We start from the raw sequence: 13966 nt of genomic DNA on the forward strand, positions 1-13966 counted from the left end.
CCCAAAAATCAATACCCAACCTTGGTCCTTACTCTTTCCAAAACCCCATCGGCCACATTTTTGGCTTTTTCAGCTCCAACGGCCAAGGCTTCATCCAATTCATTTAAGTTGTTCATATAATAATCGAACTTTTCCCTTGCCTCACCAAATCGCTCCAGTACTACTTCATATAGCGCTTGCTTGGCGTGTCCGTAGCCATAGTTGCCATTTATATAGTTTGCTCTCATTTCTGCCACCTGATCTTCCGAAGCTAGAATTTTATACAGGGCAAATACGTTATCTGTATCCGGGTCTTTAGGGTCTTCCATGGGAGTGCTGTCCGTTTGGATGCCCATGATTTGTTTGCGCAATTGTTTGTCGGTTTGAAAAAGGCTAATTAAATTCCCTTTGCTTTTGCTCATTTTTGAGCCATCTGTACCGGGGATATACATGGTCTCTTCCTGTACCTTTCCATCTGGCATTACAAAGGTTTCCCCCAATTGTGCGTGAAACCTAGAGGCAACATCACGGGTCATTTCCAAATGCTGCATTTGGTCCTTGCCAACCGGAACTATCTGGGCGTCATATAAAAGTATGTCCGCAGCCATAAGCATGGGGTAGAAAAACAAGCCCGCATTCACATCATCCAGTCGATCCGCCTTATCTTTAAAAGAGTGGGCAAGGGTTAATCTTTGGTATGGAAAAAAACAGCTGAGGTACCAGGCAAGTTCTGCGGTCTGTGGAATATCACTTTGTCTATAAAAGGCGGTCTTATTTATGTCCAAACCAAATGCCAGCCAGGTAGCGGCCACGGCGTAGGTGTTGTTCCGTAGTACCTTCCCATTCTTGATCTGGGTTAACGAGTGCATATCCGCAATAAAGAGAAAGGAATCGTTTTCTGGATTGTTGGCCATTTCAATCGCCGGGATAATTGCTCCTAATATATTCCCAAGATGAGGGGTCCCTGTACTTTGTATACCTGTTAAGATTCTTGCCATTATTTTATTTATAAGGAAGGACAAAGGTAAAAGAAATCCTAAAAAAGGACTAAAATTATTACTTTTGATCTCATGCTATCGATCTCAAAGAAAATAGGCCATATATTATACAGAATTTGGTTCTATATTTTGGCGATATTCCCGATCCTGTTAATGTTTCCCTTTCTAGTCATTTTTACCATTTCCGAGAAAACTTATCCGCAGTTTTTTTGGATGGCTCGTAATATATGGGCCAACTTTATTCTTTTCGGGATGGGCTGTTTCCCCGTTATAAGGCGGGAAGAAAGACTCAAAAAAGGGGAGAGTTATATGTTGGTAGCCAACCATACCAGTATGTTGGATATTATGTTGATGCTGAGAGTAAGCAAAAATCCATTCGTTTTTATCGGCAAAAAGGAATTAGTGAATATTCCGATATTTGGGTTTTTCTATAAACGGGTGTGCATAATGGTGGATAGGGAAAGCTCCAAAAGTAGGACCGCAGTTTATAGAAGAGCACAGAAAAGGTTGCATCAGGGACTAAGTATCTGCATTTTCCCTGAAGGAGGGGTGCCTGATGAAAATATACTTTTGGATGAGTTTAAGGACGGGGCTTTTAAAATGGCCATAGCCCATAATATCCCTGTTGTGCCCATGACCTTCTATGATAATAAAAAACGGTTTTCCTTTACATTTTATAGTGGAGGTCCCGGAAGGTTAAGGGTTAAGGTGCATAAATTTTTTGCTACGGCTCACTTAAACGAGGCGGACAAAGGAATGCTTCGGGAAAAGGTTAGGAACGTAATTCTGAAGGAGCTCCAAGATTCAGGCGATGGACAATAACTACCCGGTAAGAGATTTTCCAGGGTGCAAACCCACCTTTAGGATTAGAACTTTAAACTAAACCCACTGTAAACTCCCAATGAATAAGGATTAAAATTTCCTGAAGTGTTTGAAAAGGTATTCAATTGATATTTAAAAACAGGCTCCACATTAAATTTAAGCTTCGGGGTGAATTTATAGTTAAGCCCAAGGCCAAAGTTGGTACTGAAATTGACGGAATTGATATTGTTGGCCTCCCCAACATCAGTTGTCTGTCCATTGGATTCCAACACTACGGAATTATCCGTTAGGAAAAGGGAACTAACCCCTCCTATTATATTAACCCCAAATTTACGGTCAAGGAGAGCGTAATTTAATTCTAAAGGTACTTCCAAATAACCAAATTGTTGCCCCATGGTTCCTAAACGGGTAGGGTTTTTACCGGTAACATCCAAAGCGAATACGGACCCCGGTTTGGGAATTACATTTTCGCTGTTTGGATTATTCAAAATAATGGATTGGGAGTCATTGGAATAGTTAATATTCCTTAGTTGATTCCCTGAAGAAGCGTTGAATGACGATGTAAAGGAAACGTCATTGGTATCATAGCCATAATCTACCTTATGGACACCGGAACGAACACTAAGTTTTTTGGAAATCTCATAGGCTACAGTAATACCATAGCTTAGCGTAACATTTCCAGTCTTGGTATTGGAGGCCAAGATAGAGTTGATTGGGGACCCCTCACCCATACCGTTAAAGTATACAGGAGCTACACTGGGCCCAGCGGACCATTTTCCTTTACGGGTATTGTCCACATCAACAACCTCATTTTCTTCAATAGCCTCCAAAATGGATTTTTTATTAGCTGGAACAGTCTCAGGAGTGATCTCTGGGTTATTCCCTTCTTTTTTGTTTGTGTTATTAACTTCTTGATGCGCCAATTTTTCCTCAACAATATTGGGAAGATTTTTTTGGCCCAATGGATCATTCAACGCCTCTTTTTCATTGGTATTGGGAATGTCGCTTCCTGTCTTTTTATCAAAACCAATATTACCCATGTTGTTTTTGGCAGTGTTATTGGCTACAGCGTCGGTTGCAGATACGGTCCTTTGGCTTTTTGCTGGGTTATTGTTTTTTGTTTTGCCTGTGGCAACAATACTTTCCTGACTGCCTAAAGGATTAGTGATTTTTTCCTGTTGCCTTTGTTTGGTCGCTTTAATTGAATTTTCCTCAGTGGATTCCTCATCAATAACAGTGATGCTGGATGCTTCTGGCGTTGATTCTTTCAGTGCGTTGCTATCCTTTGAATTAGGAGAGTTGTTTTCTACATCCGTTATGATTGGTTCTGCCAATTTGGAAGTAGAAAAAGGATTGATTGCAAAAAAGAGGATGGCAAGTATAGCTGCCACACCTCCAACTTTCCACCATAGGGGGATAAGCTTTTGTGATCGTTTCTTTTTATCCAAGGAAGCGGCTATGGAATTCCAGACTCTTTCGTCCGGAATTTCTTGGTAGTTGGCCAAGTTCTCTTGAAATAATTTGTCTAAATTATTTTCACTCATGTTTTCAATTGTTCAGCAGAAATCATAATAGGGAAAGTTTAACCTTCCATAATGATCTTTGCCTTATTTGCCTCAATTTTTTCTTTTAAAATCATTCTTGCCCTCGCAAGATTGGATTTGGAGGTCCCCAAGGACGTTCCTAATAATTCACTTATCTCTTTATGGCTATAACCATCCATCACATATAGATTGAAGGTTAAGCGGTATTTGTTTGGTAGCTCCTGTATATAACTTAACAAGGTGGCCAGATCTAGATTTATATACCCGGAATCCTCTGGCGCTTCCTCCTCTATATTATCGGAAACCACTGTTAAGTTCTCCTCTTTTCTATATTTTTGAAGTACTGTATTTACAGTGATGCGCTTTATCCAGCCTTCAAAAGAGCCTTGATTTTTAAACTGTTCAATTTTACTATAGATAGTCATAAAACTATCATGTAGATTATCTTCCGCCTCCGTTTTATTGCGTGAGTATTTGAGACAAATACCGAACAGTATCCGGGAATAATCACGGTATAACTGTTCTTGTGCTTGTCTATCCCCCTTTTTGCAATTATTAATGAGCTCTACCGGATTACTCAAAATATGGATTGGGTTAATAACTAATTCTTTATTATGGCCGAACCGTTTTCATTGGCCGGCAAAACTATGGCCGAACTGTCTTCATTGACCGGCACTGTAATTTCTAGATAAGTTGGCTCTCCGCTTGCATCTTCACCTGTCCAATATCTAAATAAATAAGGTTGGTCGTACAAAACCTCAAAGTTAAAGGTAGCAACTAAGTCCTCACCAGTCCCGGTACATTCGTCCTCATCTTCGATTACAGTACCAATAGTAACTACTTTTCTGGTAGTTACATCCTCTTTTACTACGTCAAAACCTTCGAAAAAGGTACAATTATTCGGTCTAAAGTAAGTAACTTTTATTTTATAGATCTGACCGTAATCAAATGCTTCTGGCATTTCTACAGATTTTACCTGTAGGGCTTCAAAATGATAGTTGACATCATCATCTATGTCGCAAGATGTTATTAGTGCAAAAGAGGCAACAAGCAGCAAAAAGAATACTCGTTTCATGTTCTTAATATTTAGTTTTTTTTAAATGTTTTTGGAAACCCCTGCCTTGAAAAAAAAATTCGAGATATTCTGGAATATTTAAAGGCAAGTCGATTTCATAGCAATTAGTTTTTGCTATAAGATGTAAACAGGAAATAAAGGTTGCGTGTAGAAAGAAAAAATCCCGATCGAATCGGGATTTTTAAGTTTATGCTTTTACTGTTTTGATGGCTTCTTTAATTTTGCCTTCCAGTTCTTCGAGTAGTTCGGGGTTGTCCAGTAGTAAACTTTTAACAGCATCCCTACCCTGGCCAAGCTTGGTGTCACCGTAGCTGAACCATGATCCACTTTTTTTGATAATTTCAAATTCAACTCCCAAATCGATTATTTCCCCTACTTTGGAAATCCCTTCACCGTACATTATATCGAATTCAGCGGTCCTGAATGGCGGTGCAACCTTGTTCTTTACTACCTTAACACGTGTTTTGTTACCTTGTACGCCACCATCGGTATCCTTAATTTGGGTAGATCTTCTTATATCCAAACGAACTGAAGCGTAAAATTTTAGGGCGTTACCACCTGTAGTTGTTTCCGGATTACCGAACATTACTCCAATTTTCTCCCTTAATTGGTTAATAAAGATTACGGTACAATTTGTTTTGCTAATAGAACCTGTAAGCTTTCTAAGGGCTTGTGACATTAAACGAGCGTGAAGTCCCATTTTGGAGTCACCCATTTCACCTTCGATTTCACTTTTCGGAGTCAATGCGGCAACGGAGTCGATAACAACGATATCAATAGCGCCAGAACGTATAAGGTTATCTGCTATCTCCAAAGCTTGTTCACCGTTATCGGGTTGGGAAATGATCAAGTTATCTATATCTACCCCAAGTTTTTGTGCATAAAAACGGTCAAATGCATGTTCCGCGTCAATAAAAGCTGCAATACCCCCATTTTTTTGCGCTTCTGCCATGGCGTGTAGCGTAAGTGTAGTTTTACCTGAGGATTCAGGCCCGTAAATCTCGATTACCCTTCCACGTGGATAGCCTCCTACACCGAGTGCTACATCCAATCCTAAGGAACCGGAGGAAATCACTTCTACGTCCTGTACTATGCTGTCGCCCATTTTCATTACGGCACCCTTGCCATAAGTTTTATCCAATTTATCTAGGGTAAGTTTAAGTGCTTTTAATTTTGCTTCTTTTTCGGAACTCATTTTCATATCATATTAGGGACGCTAAAATACCAATTCTTTTTGCATAATACCACCTATCGTACGGATTTTATAAGAAGAAATTGGGGAAATAAAAATTTTGAAATAAAAATTTTGAATAGCACTAAATTCTTCTATATCGCTTTATTTAAAGGTCTTAACCGAATAGGTTTCGCCCGTTTTCGTTACTTTTTTCCAATAGGGGTAAATTATTAATTGCTTTGGACGCAACCTTTTTTTACTTAGCGCATCTAAAAAATAACTAACTCAAATTAGGTTGCTTATTGTTCTGGTAAAACAATAAGGGTTGTGGGTCAATATTTTATTGTAATTCTATGAAAAAGAAAAAACAATATTGACCTTAAAAAGGGTCTTGATAACTTCAGGATCCTTTTTTGCTTTTTATTGGCCATAAATAAATCCCACCCTCAAAGTATTTTCTTTTAGTTTTCAGTAACGAGCTTGCCTTCCAGGAAATCAAAAAACAGATGTTAATCCTTTTAATCCCGACCTTTAAATCCTATTTTTGTAGTCGTAAAATAATTCTTTAACTTAAAATATTAGTATAGCATGCAACTGTACAATACCTTAAGTGCAAAGGAAAGAGAAGCCCTTATAGAGGAGGCGGGATTGGAACGCCTTACCATTTCTTTCTATCAATATGCACGTATTGGCAATCCGTCAATTTTTCGAAATCATTTATTTATTCATTGGAACGAACTGGATGTTCTAGGCCGTATTTATGTGGCCCATGAAGGTATTAATGCCCAACTGTCCGTTCCTGCCGTAAATTTCAAGTCGTTTAAGGCCCATTTGGATAGCATCACCTTTTTGGAAAATGTTAGATTGAATATCGCCATAGAACAGGACAACAAATCATTTTTAAAACTAAAGGTGAAGGTTCGTGAAAAAATCGTGGCGGACGGATTAAATGACGCCTCCTTTGATGTTACCAATAAGGGAATTCATGTAGATGCTAAAAAGTTTAATGAACTTATTGAAGATTCCGACACCATTTTGGTGGACATGCGGAATCATTACGAAAGTGAAATAGGCCATTTTAAAAATGCCATTACCCCTGATGTGGATACCTTTAGGGATTCATTGGATATTATAGAAAAAGATCTTGCAGACCATAAAGAGGATAAAAAATTGGTCATGTACTGTACTGGTGGCATTAGGTGCGAAAAGGCCAGTGCCTATTATAAACACAAGGGCTTTAAAAATGTATATCAGCTGGAAGGCGGTATTATAGAATACACCCGTCAGGTTAATAACCTTAATCTGGAAAATAAGTTTCTAGGGAAGAATTTTGTTTTTGATCACCGAAGGGGGGAACGGATTACCGATGATGTCATTGCCCACTGCCATCAATGTGGAAACCCGTGCGACAATCACGTAAATTGTGCCAATGAGGCCTGTCATCTACTTTTTATACAGTGCGATGCTTGTGCCGAGGCCATGAACCAATGCTGTTCCGTTGAATGTAAGGATATACATGAATTGCCTTATGAGGAGCAAAAAAGGCTCAGAAAGGGGAAAGTGGTGAGCAACAAGATTTTTAAAAAGGGCAGATCGGAAGTTTTAAAGTACAAGAAGTAGGTCTTTTGTTGAGGTTTAAGTCTTAAAGGTTTTGTTTTAACAATAAAAGGGAAGCTAATTTTTTAATGTAATTTGGACAAGGATTAAGAATTATATCCTATGCTGTGGATGGTTTTTTTGCGGTTTAAGTAAAGCTTAACGCTGACAACGGAACTCTTTCTTTTCATCGCATTAAAAAAACACTATCTTTACGTTTAATAATTTTATGAACCTTTTTTAGTAAAAGTGTTACATTTTTACTAAACCAAGATACGAAATATGGGTTGTAGCAGTTGTTCAACCGGTAAGGACGGACAGCCAAAAGGATGCAAGAACAATGGTACTTGTGGCACTGATGGCTGTAATAAATTGACGGTATTTGATTGGCTTTCCAATATGTCACTACCAAATGGGGAAAAACCATTTGATTGTGTGGAAGTCCGTTTTAAAAATAGCAGAAAAGAATTCTTCAGAAATTCCGAAAATCTTTCACTTTCTATTGGTGACATAGTAGCTACACAGGCTACTTCCGGCCATGATGTGGGTATGGTTACACTTACCGGTGAATTGGTAAGGGTACAAATGAAAAAGAAAAAGGAGGATTACAATAATCCGGAACTGCCCAAACTTTATCGAAAGGCGTCCCAAAAGGACATCGACATTTGGCAGAAATGTAGGGATAGGGAAGAGGAAATTAAAAAGAGGGCCAGAGAAATAGCCATTGTTCTCAAATTGCAGATGAAAATCTCCGATGTGGAATTTCAAGGTGATGGTTCCAAGGCTACTTTTTATTACACCGCAGAAGAACGTGTAGATTTCCGTCAGTTGATCAAGGACATGGCCAAAGCTTTTGGAATCCGAATAGAAATGAGACAGATTGGCTACCGGCAAGAAGCCCAACGTTTGGGAGGAATTGGTTCTTGCGGTAGGGAATTGTGCTGCTCAACTTGGTTAACAGATTTTAGGTCTGTAAGTACCTCGGCGGCCCGTTATCAGCAACTTTCCCTTAATCCACAAAAACTTGCAGGCCAATGTGGAAAACTTAAGTGTTGTCTCAATTATGAATTGGATGTTTATTTGGATGCCTTAAAGGATTTTCCAGGTCAGGACACCAAGCTTTTCACTGAAAAAGGAATGGCTTTTTGCCAGAAAGTAGATATTTTTAAAGCTACTCTGTGGTTTTCGTATAAGGACGAACCAGCTAATTGGCATATCTTATCTAAAGACCAGGTAATTGAGGTCTTGGAAAAGAACAAGAAGAGGGAGAAAGTGGCCAGTTTGGAGGAATATGCGGTAGAAAACGTGCAGGAGGTTGAAAAGGTTTTTGAGAATGTGGTGGGGCAGGATAGTTTAACCCGTTTTGATACGCCTAAGAAGAGAAGGTCCAATAGGAACAACAAGAAAAAAAAGAGAACAAATTATAAAAAAAGACCTGCCAATAATGCTTAAGAGTTTAGGTGCATTTTTGTTAGTGGTTTTTATGGTTTCTTGCGATGGTCAAACCATAAAATCGGAATTCAGTCCAACACAGAACGGAATCTGGAATAAGGATAGTGTAGTAGCGTTTTCCTTTAAGGAATTGGATACCATTCAAGAGTACAATATGTTCATCAACGTTAGGAATGATGGAACATACCCATATAGTAACCTCTTTTTAATTGCAGAATTACAGTTTCCAAACGGAGATATGCTACGCGATACTCTGGAATATGAAATGTCCAAACGGGACGGAGAATGGTTGGGAACAGGTTATGGCAGTTTAAAGGAAAACAAATTATGGTATAAGGAAAACGTCGTTTTCCCGACTTCAGGCGTATATAAATTAGAAATTTCCCATGCCATGCGTAAAAATGGCCAAGTAGATGGAATTGTCGAATTGGAAGGTATCACCGATGTGGGATATCTAATCGAAAAAAGTAATTAGTAGTCTTATGGCAACAGCTACCAAGAAGAAGAAAAAAAGCAACAACAATTTTTTTAAATTCATTAAGTGGTTTTGGCTACTCTTTTTTATAGGTGCCCTATCCGTAGTTTTGATCTTCCTTTTGGCTTCTTGGGGAGCCTTCGGAGCCATGCCGGAATATGAGCGTTTGGAGAATCCGCAGACCAATTTGGCTAGTGAAATTATTTCTTCGGACGGTGAAACCCTTGGTAAGTTTTATCTCGACGATAATAGAACTGATGTTGCTTTTGAAGACCTTCCCAAAACTTTGGTGCAGGCTTTGGTAGCTACCGAAGATGCACGGTATTACGAGCATTCGGGGATAGATGCCCGAGGTACTTTAAGGGCTTTTGTCTATTTGGGCAAAAAGGGAGGAGCCAGTACCATATCCCAACAATTGGCAAGACAATTGTTTGTTGGGGTGCGTTCCAAAAACATTTTTGAAACTATTACCCAAAAAATAAAAGAGTGGGTGCTTGCCATAAGATTGGAACGTAGCTATACGAAGGAGGAAATCGTTAAGATGTACCTTAACATCTACGATTTTAATTATAATGCGGATGGCATTAGGTCGGCTTCCCGTATTTATTTCGGAAAAGAGCCCAAAAATCTGAAAATAGAAGAATCTGCAGTTTTGGTGGGTATGCTTAAAAATTCTTCATATTACAATCCCATCAGGCGGGAAGAATTGGTTTTAAATCGTAGAAATACGGTCTTGTCCCAGATGGCGAAGTACGATTTTATTACCGAAAAACAAAAGGATTCGCTACAGGCCTTAAAAATGGATATCAATTTTAGTCCTGAATCGCACAGAGAAGGCTTGGCTACCTATTTTAGGATGTACCTTCAAGGGTTTATGAACAGATGGATTAAGGATAATCCCAAGCCGGCCATGAAAGGGGAAAGTGATAAATGGAATATTTATTTGGACGGGTTACGTATTTACACCACCATAGATTCCCGCATGCAAAAAAATGCGGAGGATGCGGTAGCGGAACATATGAAAAGATTACAAGCCGAGTTTTTTCATCAAAACACCCCTGACCGTAATAAAACTGCTCCCTTTATTGAACAGGTTCCCGGAGAAATAGATGGGATTATGGAGAGGGCGATAAAATCCTCTCATAGGTGGCACAACCTAAAGGATCAAGGGAAAAATGAAAAGGAAATAAGGGCTTCCTTTAACGAGCCAGTGGAGATGACGGTTTTTGATTGGAATAGTGAGACTAAGGAAAAGGATACGGTATTGACCCCGATGGATTCCATTAGATATTATAAATCCTTTCTTAAGACCGCTATGATGTCCATGGAACCCCAATCAGGGCATGTTAAGGCATGGGTTGGGGGTATAGACTACAAGCATTTTCAGTATGATAATGTTATTCAGGGAGCTAGGCAGGTTGGGTCCACTTTTAAGCCTTTTGTGTACGCTGCAGCCATAGATCAATTGCGACTTTCGCCCTGTGATATGCTACCGGACAATCAATATTGTATTGAGGCCAATAAACACGGAAATCCAGATTCCTGGTGCCCAAAGAATTCCGATGGTAAATATTCGGGGGAAATGCTGACCCTTAAAAATGCATTGGCAAATTCAGTGAATACCGTTACCGCCCAATTGATAGACAAGGTAGGTCCCAAAGCGGTGGTGTCCATAGCCAAAAATTTGGGAATTACAGGAGAAATCCCAGAGGTACCTTCCATTGCCTTGGGAACTGCAGATCTTAATGTTTATGAGATGGTGGGCGCCTATGGTACCTTTGTCAACCAAGGGGTATATGTTAAACCCGTTATGGTAACCAGGATCGAGGACAAAAATGGTACGGTACTTTACGAGTATGTGCCGGAGACAAAAGATGTTCTTAGCAAGGATGTGTCCTACGCCATGGTCAATCTTATGTCCGGGGTAACCCAAGGCGGATCGGGAACTAGATTAAGGACTACGGGTTATGACAAATGGCGTAAGGAATACGAAGAAATTATAACGGGTTATCCTTATGAATTTAAAAACCCAATTGCCGGTAAAACAGGTACTACCCAGAATCAAAGTGATGGTTGGTTTATGGGGATGGTACCCAATTTGGTAACCGGAGTGTGGGTAGGTGGAGATGACAAAGCGGTTCATTTTAAGACCATTACCTACGGTCAGGGAGCTTCCATGGCTTTGCCCATTTGGGGATTGTATATGAAAAAGAACTATGCCAACAAGGAATTGGGCGTTTCCGATGGAGAATTTGAAAAGCCTGAGAATTTATCCATAAACGTGGATTGTTCCAAGGCATCAATGGAGGAGGATAATAAAATAGATATAGAAGACGATTTGGATTTTTAGAACATTAAAATATTATAGTCATAAATGCCCTTGCTTTTATTTAAAAGTTAAGGGCATTTTTCGTTAAAAACCCGTATTTTAGAGATATCAAGGATTAGGTTTAACTAAGTCGATTTTATATGATACGTAAAACAGTTGCCAACGTTGAGGAGGCATTACAAGGGGTAAAGGACGGTATGACTTTTATGCTGGGAGGATTTGGATTATGCGGTATTCCGGAGAATGCAATTACGCATTTGGTGAAGATGGGCGTTAAGGATTTAACCTGTATTTCCAATAATGCCGGGGTAGACGATTTTGGCCTTGGCTTATTGTTGCACAAACGCCAGATTAATAAAATGATCTCTTCCTATGTAGGTGAAAATGATGAGTTTGAGCGACAAATGTTAAGCGGGGAGTTGGAGGTGGAATTAACACCTCAAGGAACTTTAGCGGAGAAATGTAGGGCCGCCCAGGCTGGTTTTCCGGCGTTCTATACGCCTGCCGGTTATGGCACCGAAGTGGCTGAAGGAAAGGAGACCAGGGAGTTTAATGGAAAAATGTATGTACTGGAAGAGGCTTTTAAGGCCGATTTTTCCTTTGTCAAGGCTTGGAAGGGCGATGAGGCCGGGAATCTAATATTTAAGGGAACTGCCCGAAACTTTAATCCGGCCATGTGTGGCGCTGCCAAGATTACGGTGGCTGAGGTGGAGGAACTGGTACCTGCAGGACAGTTGGACCCCAACCAAATTCACGTTCCAGGAATTTTTATACAGCGTATTTTCCAAGGAAAAAGTTACGAGAAGAGAATTGAACAGTTAACAGTACGGAAAGTAAAATGATTTGAAAGTTATCTGATTTGAAAATTTGATAATATGAGGAATGATAAGGAAAATTTAATAGTAAAGAAAACTTTCGATTTCTCCTTGCAAATTATTGAATATTGTGAAGAATTGAGAGCTTTGAATAAGTATGAAATGGCATCTCAATTGTTTAAAAGTGGAGCATCTATAGGAGCAAATACTTGGGTGGCTCAAAATGGAGAAAGTTCTGCCGATTTTGTACATAAATTTAAAATTACCGCTAAAGAGGCTGATGAAACTTTATACTGGATTGAACTTTGCCAAGCTTCAAGCTATTATCCAAACCCGCAAGAAGCAGTTTTTTCAGAGTTAAAATCTCTTATTCGAATTATCTCGAAAATTATAGGTACAAGTAAACGTGCCAAATTATCAAATTAACTAATTATCAAATCAACAATAATGTTGGATAAAAACGGAATAGCAAAACGCATTGCAAAGGAAGTGAAGGACGGATATTACGTTAACCTGGGAATCGGGATACCTACTTTGGTGGCCAATTTTGTAAGGGACGATATAAGCGTGGAATTTCAGAGTGAAAATGGGGTGCTGGGAATGGGACCTTTTCCTTTTGAGGGGGAAGAGGATGCCGATATCATCAACGCAGGTAAGCAAACCATTACAACACTGCCGGGAGCCTCGTTTTTCGACTCTGTAACGAGCTTTGGGATGATTCGGGGCCAACATGTAGACCTTACCATTTTGGGGGCAATGGAGGTCTCTGAAAATGGCGATATTGCCAACTGGAAAATCCCTGGAAAAATGGTGAAAGGTATGGGAGGGGCCATGGATCTTGTGGCTTCAGCGGAGAACATCATTGTAGCTATGATGCACACCAATAGGCAAGGGGAGTCCAAGTTGTTGAAGAAATGCTCCTTACCATTGACCGGTGTTGGATGTGTAAAAAAGATTGTGACGAACCTTGCTGTTCTGGATGTAACCCCAAAAGGATTTCAATTGTTGGAAAGGGCCCCGGGTGTAAGTGTGGAAGAAATTATTAAGGCCACAGAAGGCAATTTAATTGTTGAGGGGGATATTCCCGAAATGGAAATTTAACATTTTGGAAGTGGTCATATATCGATGTAAATAACTATTTTTATGCGCATACAACAATTAGGGCGTATTTCACAACAATTTTTTAAATACTGCGTTAATCTGAATTATATTGCAATTAATAACAGAAGTTAAACCCCAAATTTAACAACTACTAAACCTTTAAACCTCTTTTACTATGGAAGCCCAAATGAGCCACGCCCCTGCGCAGGAAGAAATTCAAGTTTATCGCAATGACTTTTTCAGAGGCATTGTACGGTTGACGAAAAAATTATTTATGCTGTAGGCATAAGTCAAAATTTTTAAAGGGAGCAATACTACCAAGTATTGCTCCCTTTTTTTTTGGTGTACACCCGAGTTGAAAATTGTACTTTTAGGAAACAAAAACTTAGATATGAAACTATATTTGGAGCCTTGCTCCATTACCGATCTGGAGGTTTTGGCTAATCTAAGCAGAAAGACTTTTATAGAAGCTTTTGAGACGTCCTAAAATAGGTTGACGGTTTTTAAAGAATATATATTAGACCTGTGAAGTTAACTTCACAGGTTTTTTGTTATGTATAAAATTAGGTGTTTTATAATTAAGGCTCAAATGTGGTCTTCTGTTGT

13 protein-coding genes are annotated in these 13966 nt (G+C 39.4%); 8 read left to right on the forward strand and 5 right to left on the reverse strand.

Annotated features, from left to right (window positions below; translation table 11 throughout):
• Window positions 1-8: 8 nt before the first annotated feature.
• A complete protein-coding gene (trpS, locus tag H4O18_RS03085; RefSeq protein ID WP_187581620.1) occupies window positions 9-977 on the reverse strand; it encodes a tryptophan--tRNA ligase in 969 nt (322 codons plus the stop codon).
• Between the two features lie 72 nt (window positions 978-1049).
• Here trpS and H4O18_RS03090 point away from each other — a divergent pair, with 72 nt between their 5' ends.
• Entirely contained in the window at window positions 1050-1799 is a 750-nt protein-coding gene (locus H4O18_RS03090; RefSeq protein ID WP_187581621.1) for a lysophospholipid acyltransferase family protein, read from the forward strand.
• Window positions 1800-1843: 44 nt separating this feature from the next.
• Here the strand turns inward: H4O18_RS03090 and H4O18_RS03095 are convergent, their stop codons facing one another.
• From H4O18_RS03095 to recA, 4 genes are all read right to left on the reverse strand, one after another.
• Complete coding sequence (locus tag H4O18_RS03095; RefSeq protein ID WP_187581622.1) at window positions 1844-3343, reverse strand: hypothetical protein; 1500 nt, start codon at window positions 3341-3343, stop codon at window positions 1844-1846.
• A 38-nt stretch (window positions 3344-3381) separates the two neighbouring features.
• A complete protein-coding gene (locus tag H4O18_RS03100; protein ID WP_187581623.1) occupies window positions 3382-3924 on the reverse strand; it encodes an RNA polymerase sigma factor in 543 nt (180 codons plus the stop codon).
• A 20-nt stretch (window positions 3925-3944) separates the two neighbouring features.
• Window positions 3945-4418, reverse strand: a complete 474-nt coding sequence (locus tag H4O18_RS03105; protein WP_187581624.1) for a hypothetical protein — start codon at window positions 4416-4418, stop codon at window positions 3945-3947.
• Between the two features lie 187 nt (window positions 4419-4605).
• The gene (recA, locus tag H4O18_RS03110) at window positions 4606-5613 is read right to left on the reverse strand and encodes a recombinase RecA (RefSeq protein WP_187581625.1); all 1008 of its coding nucleotides are present in this window, start codon (window positions 5611-5613) and stop codon (window positions 4606-4608) included.
• Window positions 5614-6180: 567 nt separating this feature from the next.
• Between recA and trhO the strand changes: the two genes are divergently transcribed.
• The 7 genes from trhO to H4O18_RS03145 all read left to right on the forward strand — a co-directional run bounded on the left by trhO (window position 6181) and on the right by H4O18_RS03145 (window position 13360).
• Entirely contained in the window at window positions 6181-7212 is a 1032-nt protein-coding gene (trhO, locus tag H4O18_RS03115) for an oxygen-dependent tRNA uridine(34) hydroxylase TrhO (RefSeq protein WP_187581626.1), read from the forward strand.
• Window positions 7213-7470: 258 nt separating this feature from the next.
• The gene (locus tag H4O18_RS03120; protein ID WP_187581627.1) at window positions 7471-8640 is read left to right on the forward strand and encodes a PSP1 domain-containing protein; all 1170 of its coding nucleotides are present in this window, start codon (window positions 7471-7473) and stop codon (window positions 8638-8640) included.
• The gene (locus H4O18_RS03125) at window positions 8633-9115 is read left to right on the forward strand and encodes a gliding motility lipoprotein GldH (RefSeq protein WP_187581628.1); all 483 of its coding nucleotides are present in this window, start codon (window positions 8633-8635) and stop codon (window positions 9113-9115) included. The genes H4O18_RS03120 and H4O18_RS03125 overlap by 8 nt, the downstream gene beginning before the upstream one ends.
• Before the next feature lie 7 nt (window positions 9116-9122).
• Window positions 9123-11465 (forward strand): penicillin-binding protein 1A, encoded by a 2343-nt coding sequence (locus H4O18_RS03130; protein ID WP_187581629.1) that lies wholly within the window; start codon window positions 9123-9125, stop codon window positions 11463-11465.
• A 119-nt stretch (window positions 11466-11584) separates the two neighbouring features.
• The gene (locus H4O18_RS03135; RefSeq protein ID WP_187581630.1) at window positions 11585-12286 is read left to right on the forward strand and encodes a CoA transferase subunit A; all 702 of its coding nucleotides are present in this window, start codon (window positions 11585-11587) and stop codon (window positions 12284-12286) included.
• A gap of 33 nt (window positions 12287-12319) precedes the next feature.
• Window positions 12320-12685 carry a four helix bundle protein gene (locus tag H4O18_RS03140; protein WP_187581631.1) on the forward strand — a complete coding sequence of 122 codons (366 nt, stop codon included), beginning with the start codon at window positions 12320-12322 and terminating at the stop codon, window positions 12683-12685.
• Between the two features lie 21 nt (window positions 12686-12706).
• Window positions 12707-13360 (forward strand): CoA transferase subunit B, encoded by a 654-nt coding sequence (locus H4O18_RS03145; protein ID WP_187581632.1) that lies wholly within the window; start codon window positions 12707-12709, stop codon window positions 13358-13360.
• Window positions 13361-13966: the final 606 nt, after the last annotated feature.

It is taken from the genome of Arenibacter arenosicollis (assembly GCF_014397245.1).
GTDB classification, from domain to species: Bacteria; Bacteroidota; Bacteroidia; order Flavobacteriales; family Flavobacteriaceae; genus Arenibacter; species Arenibacter arenosicollis.

Bases quoted from the DNA above. Each gene is read 5' to 3' on its own strand.
- trpS (WP_187581620.1), bottom strand. From the start codon at position 977: ATGGCAAGAATCTTAACAGGTATACAAAGTACAGGGACCCCTCATCTT.
- H4O18_RS03090 (WP_187581621.1), top strand. From the start codon at position 1,050: ATGCTATCGATCTCAAAGAAAATAGGCCATATATTATACAGAATTTGG.
- H4O18_RS03095 (WP_187581622.1), bottom strand. From the start codon at position 3,343: ATGAGTGAAAATAATTTAGACAAATTATTTCAAGAGAACTTGGCCAAC.
- H4O18_RS03105 (WP_187581624.1), bottom strand. From the start codon at position 4,418: ATGAAACGAGTATTCTTTTTGCTGCTTGTTGCCTCTTTTGCACTAATA.
- recA (WP_187581625.1), bottom strand. From the start codon at position 5,613: ATGAGTTCCGAAAAAGAAGCAAAATTAAAAGCACTTAAACTTACCCTA.
- trhO (WP_187581626.1), top strand. From the start codon at position 6,181: ATGCAACTGTACAATACCTTAAGTGCAAAGGAAAGAGAAGCCCTTATA.
- H4O18_RS03120 (WP_187581627.1), top strand. From the start codon at position 7,471: ATGGGTTGTAGCAGTTGTTCAACCGGTAAGGACGGACAGCCAAAAGGA.
- H4O18_RS03125 (WP_187581628.1), top strand. From the start codon at position 8,633: ATGCTTAAGAGTTTAGGTGCATTTTTGTTAGTGGTTTTTATGGTTTCT.
- H4O18_RS03130 (WP_187581629.1), top strand. From the start codon at position 9,123: ATGGCAACAGCTACCAAGAAGAAGAAAAAAAGCAACAACAATTTTTTT.
- H4O18_RS03135 (WP_187581630.1), top strand. From the start codon at position 11,585: ATGATACGTAAAACAGTTGCCAACGTTGAGGAGGCATTACAAGGGGTA.
- H4O18_RS03140 (WP_187581631.1), top strand. From the start codon at position 12,320: ATGAGGAATGATAAGGAAAATTTAATAGTAAAGAAAACTTTCGATTTC.
- H4O18_RS03145 (WP_187581632.1), top strand. From the start codon at position 12,707: ATGTTGGATAAAAACGGAATAGCAAAACGCATTGCAAAGGAAGTGAAG.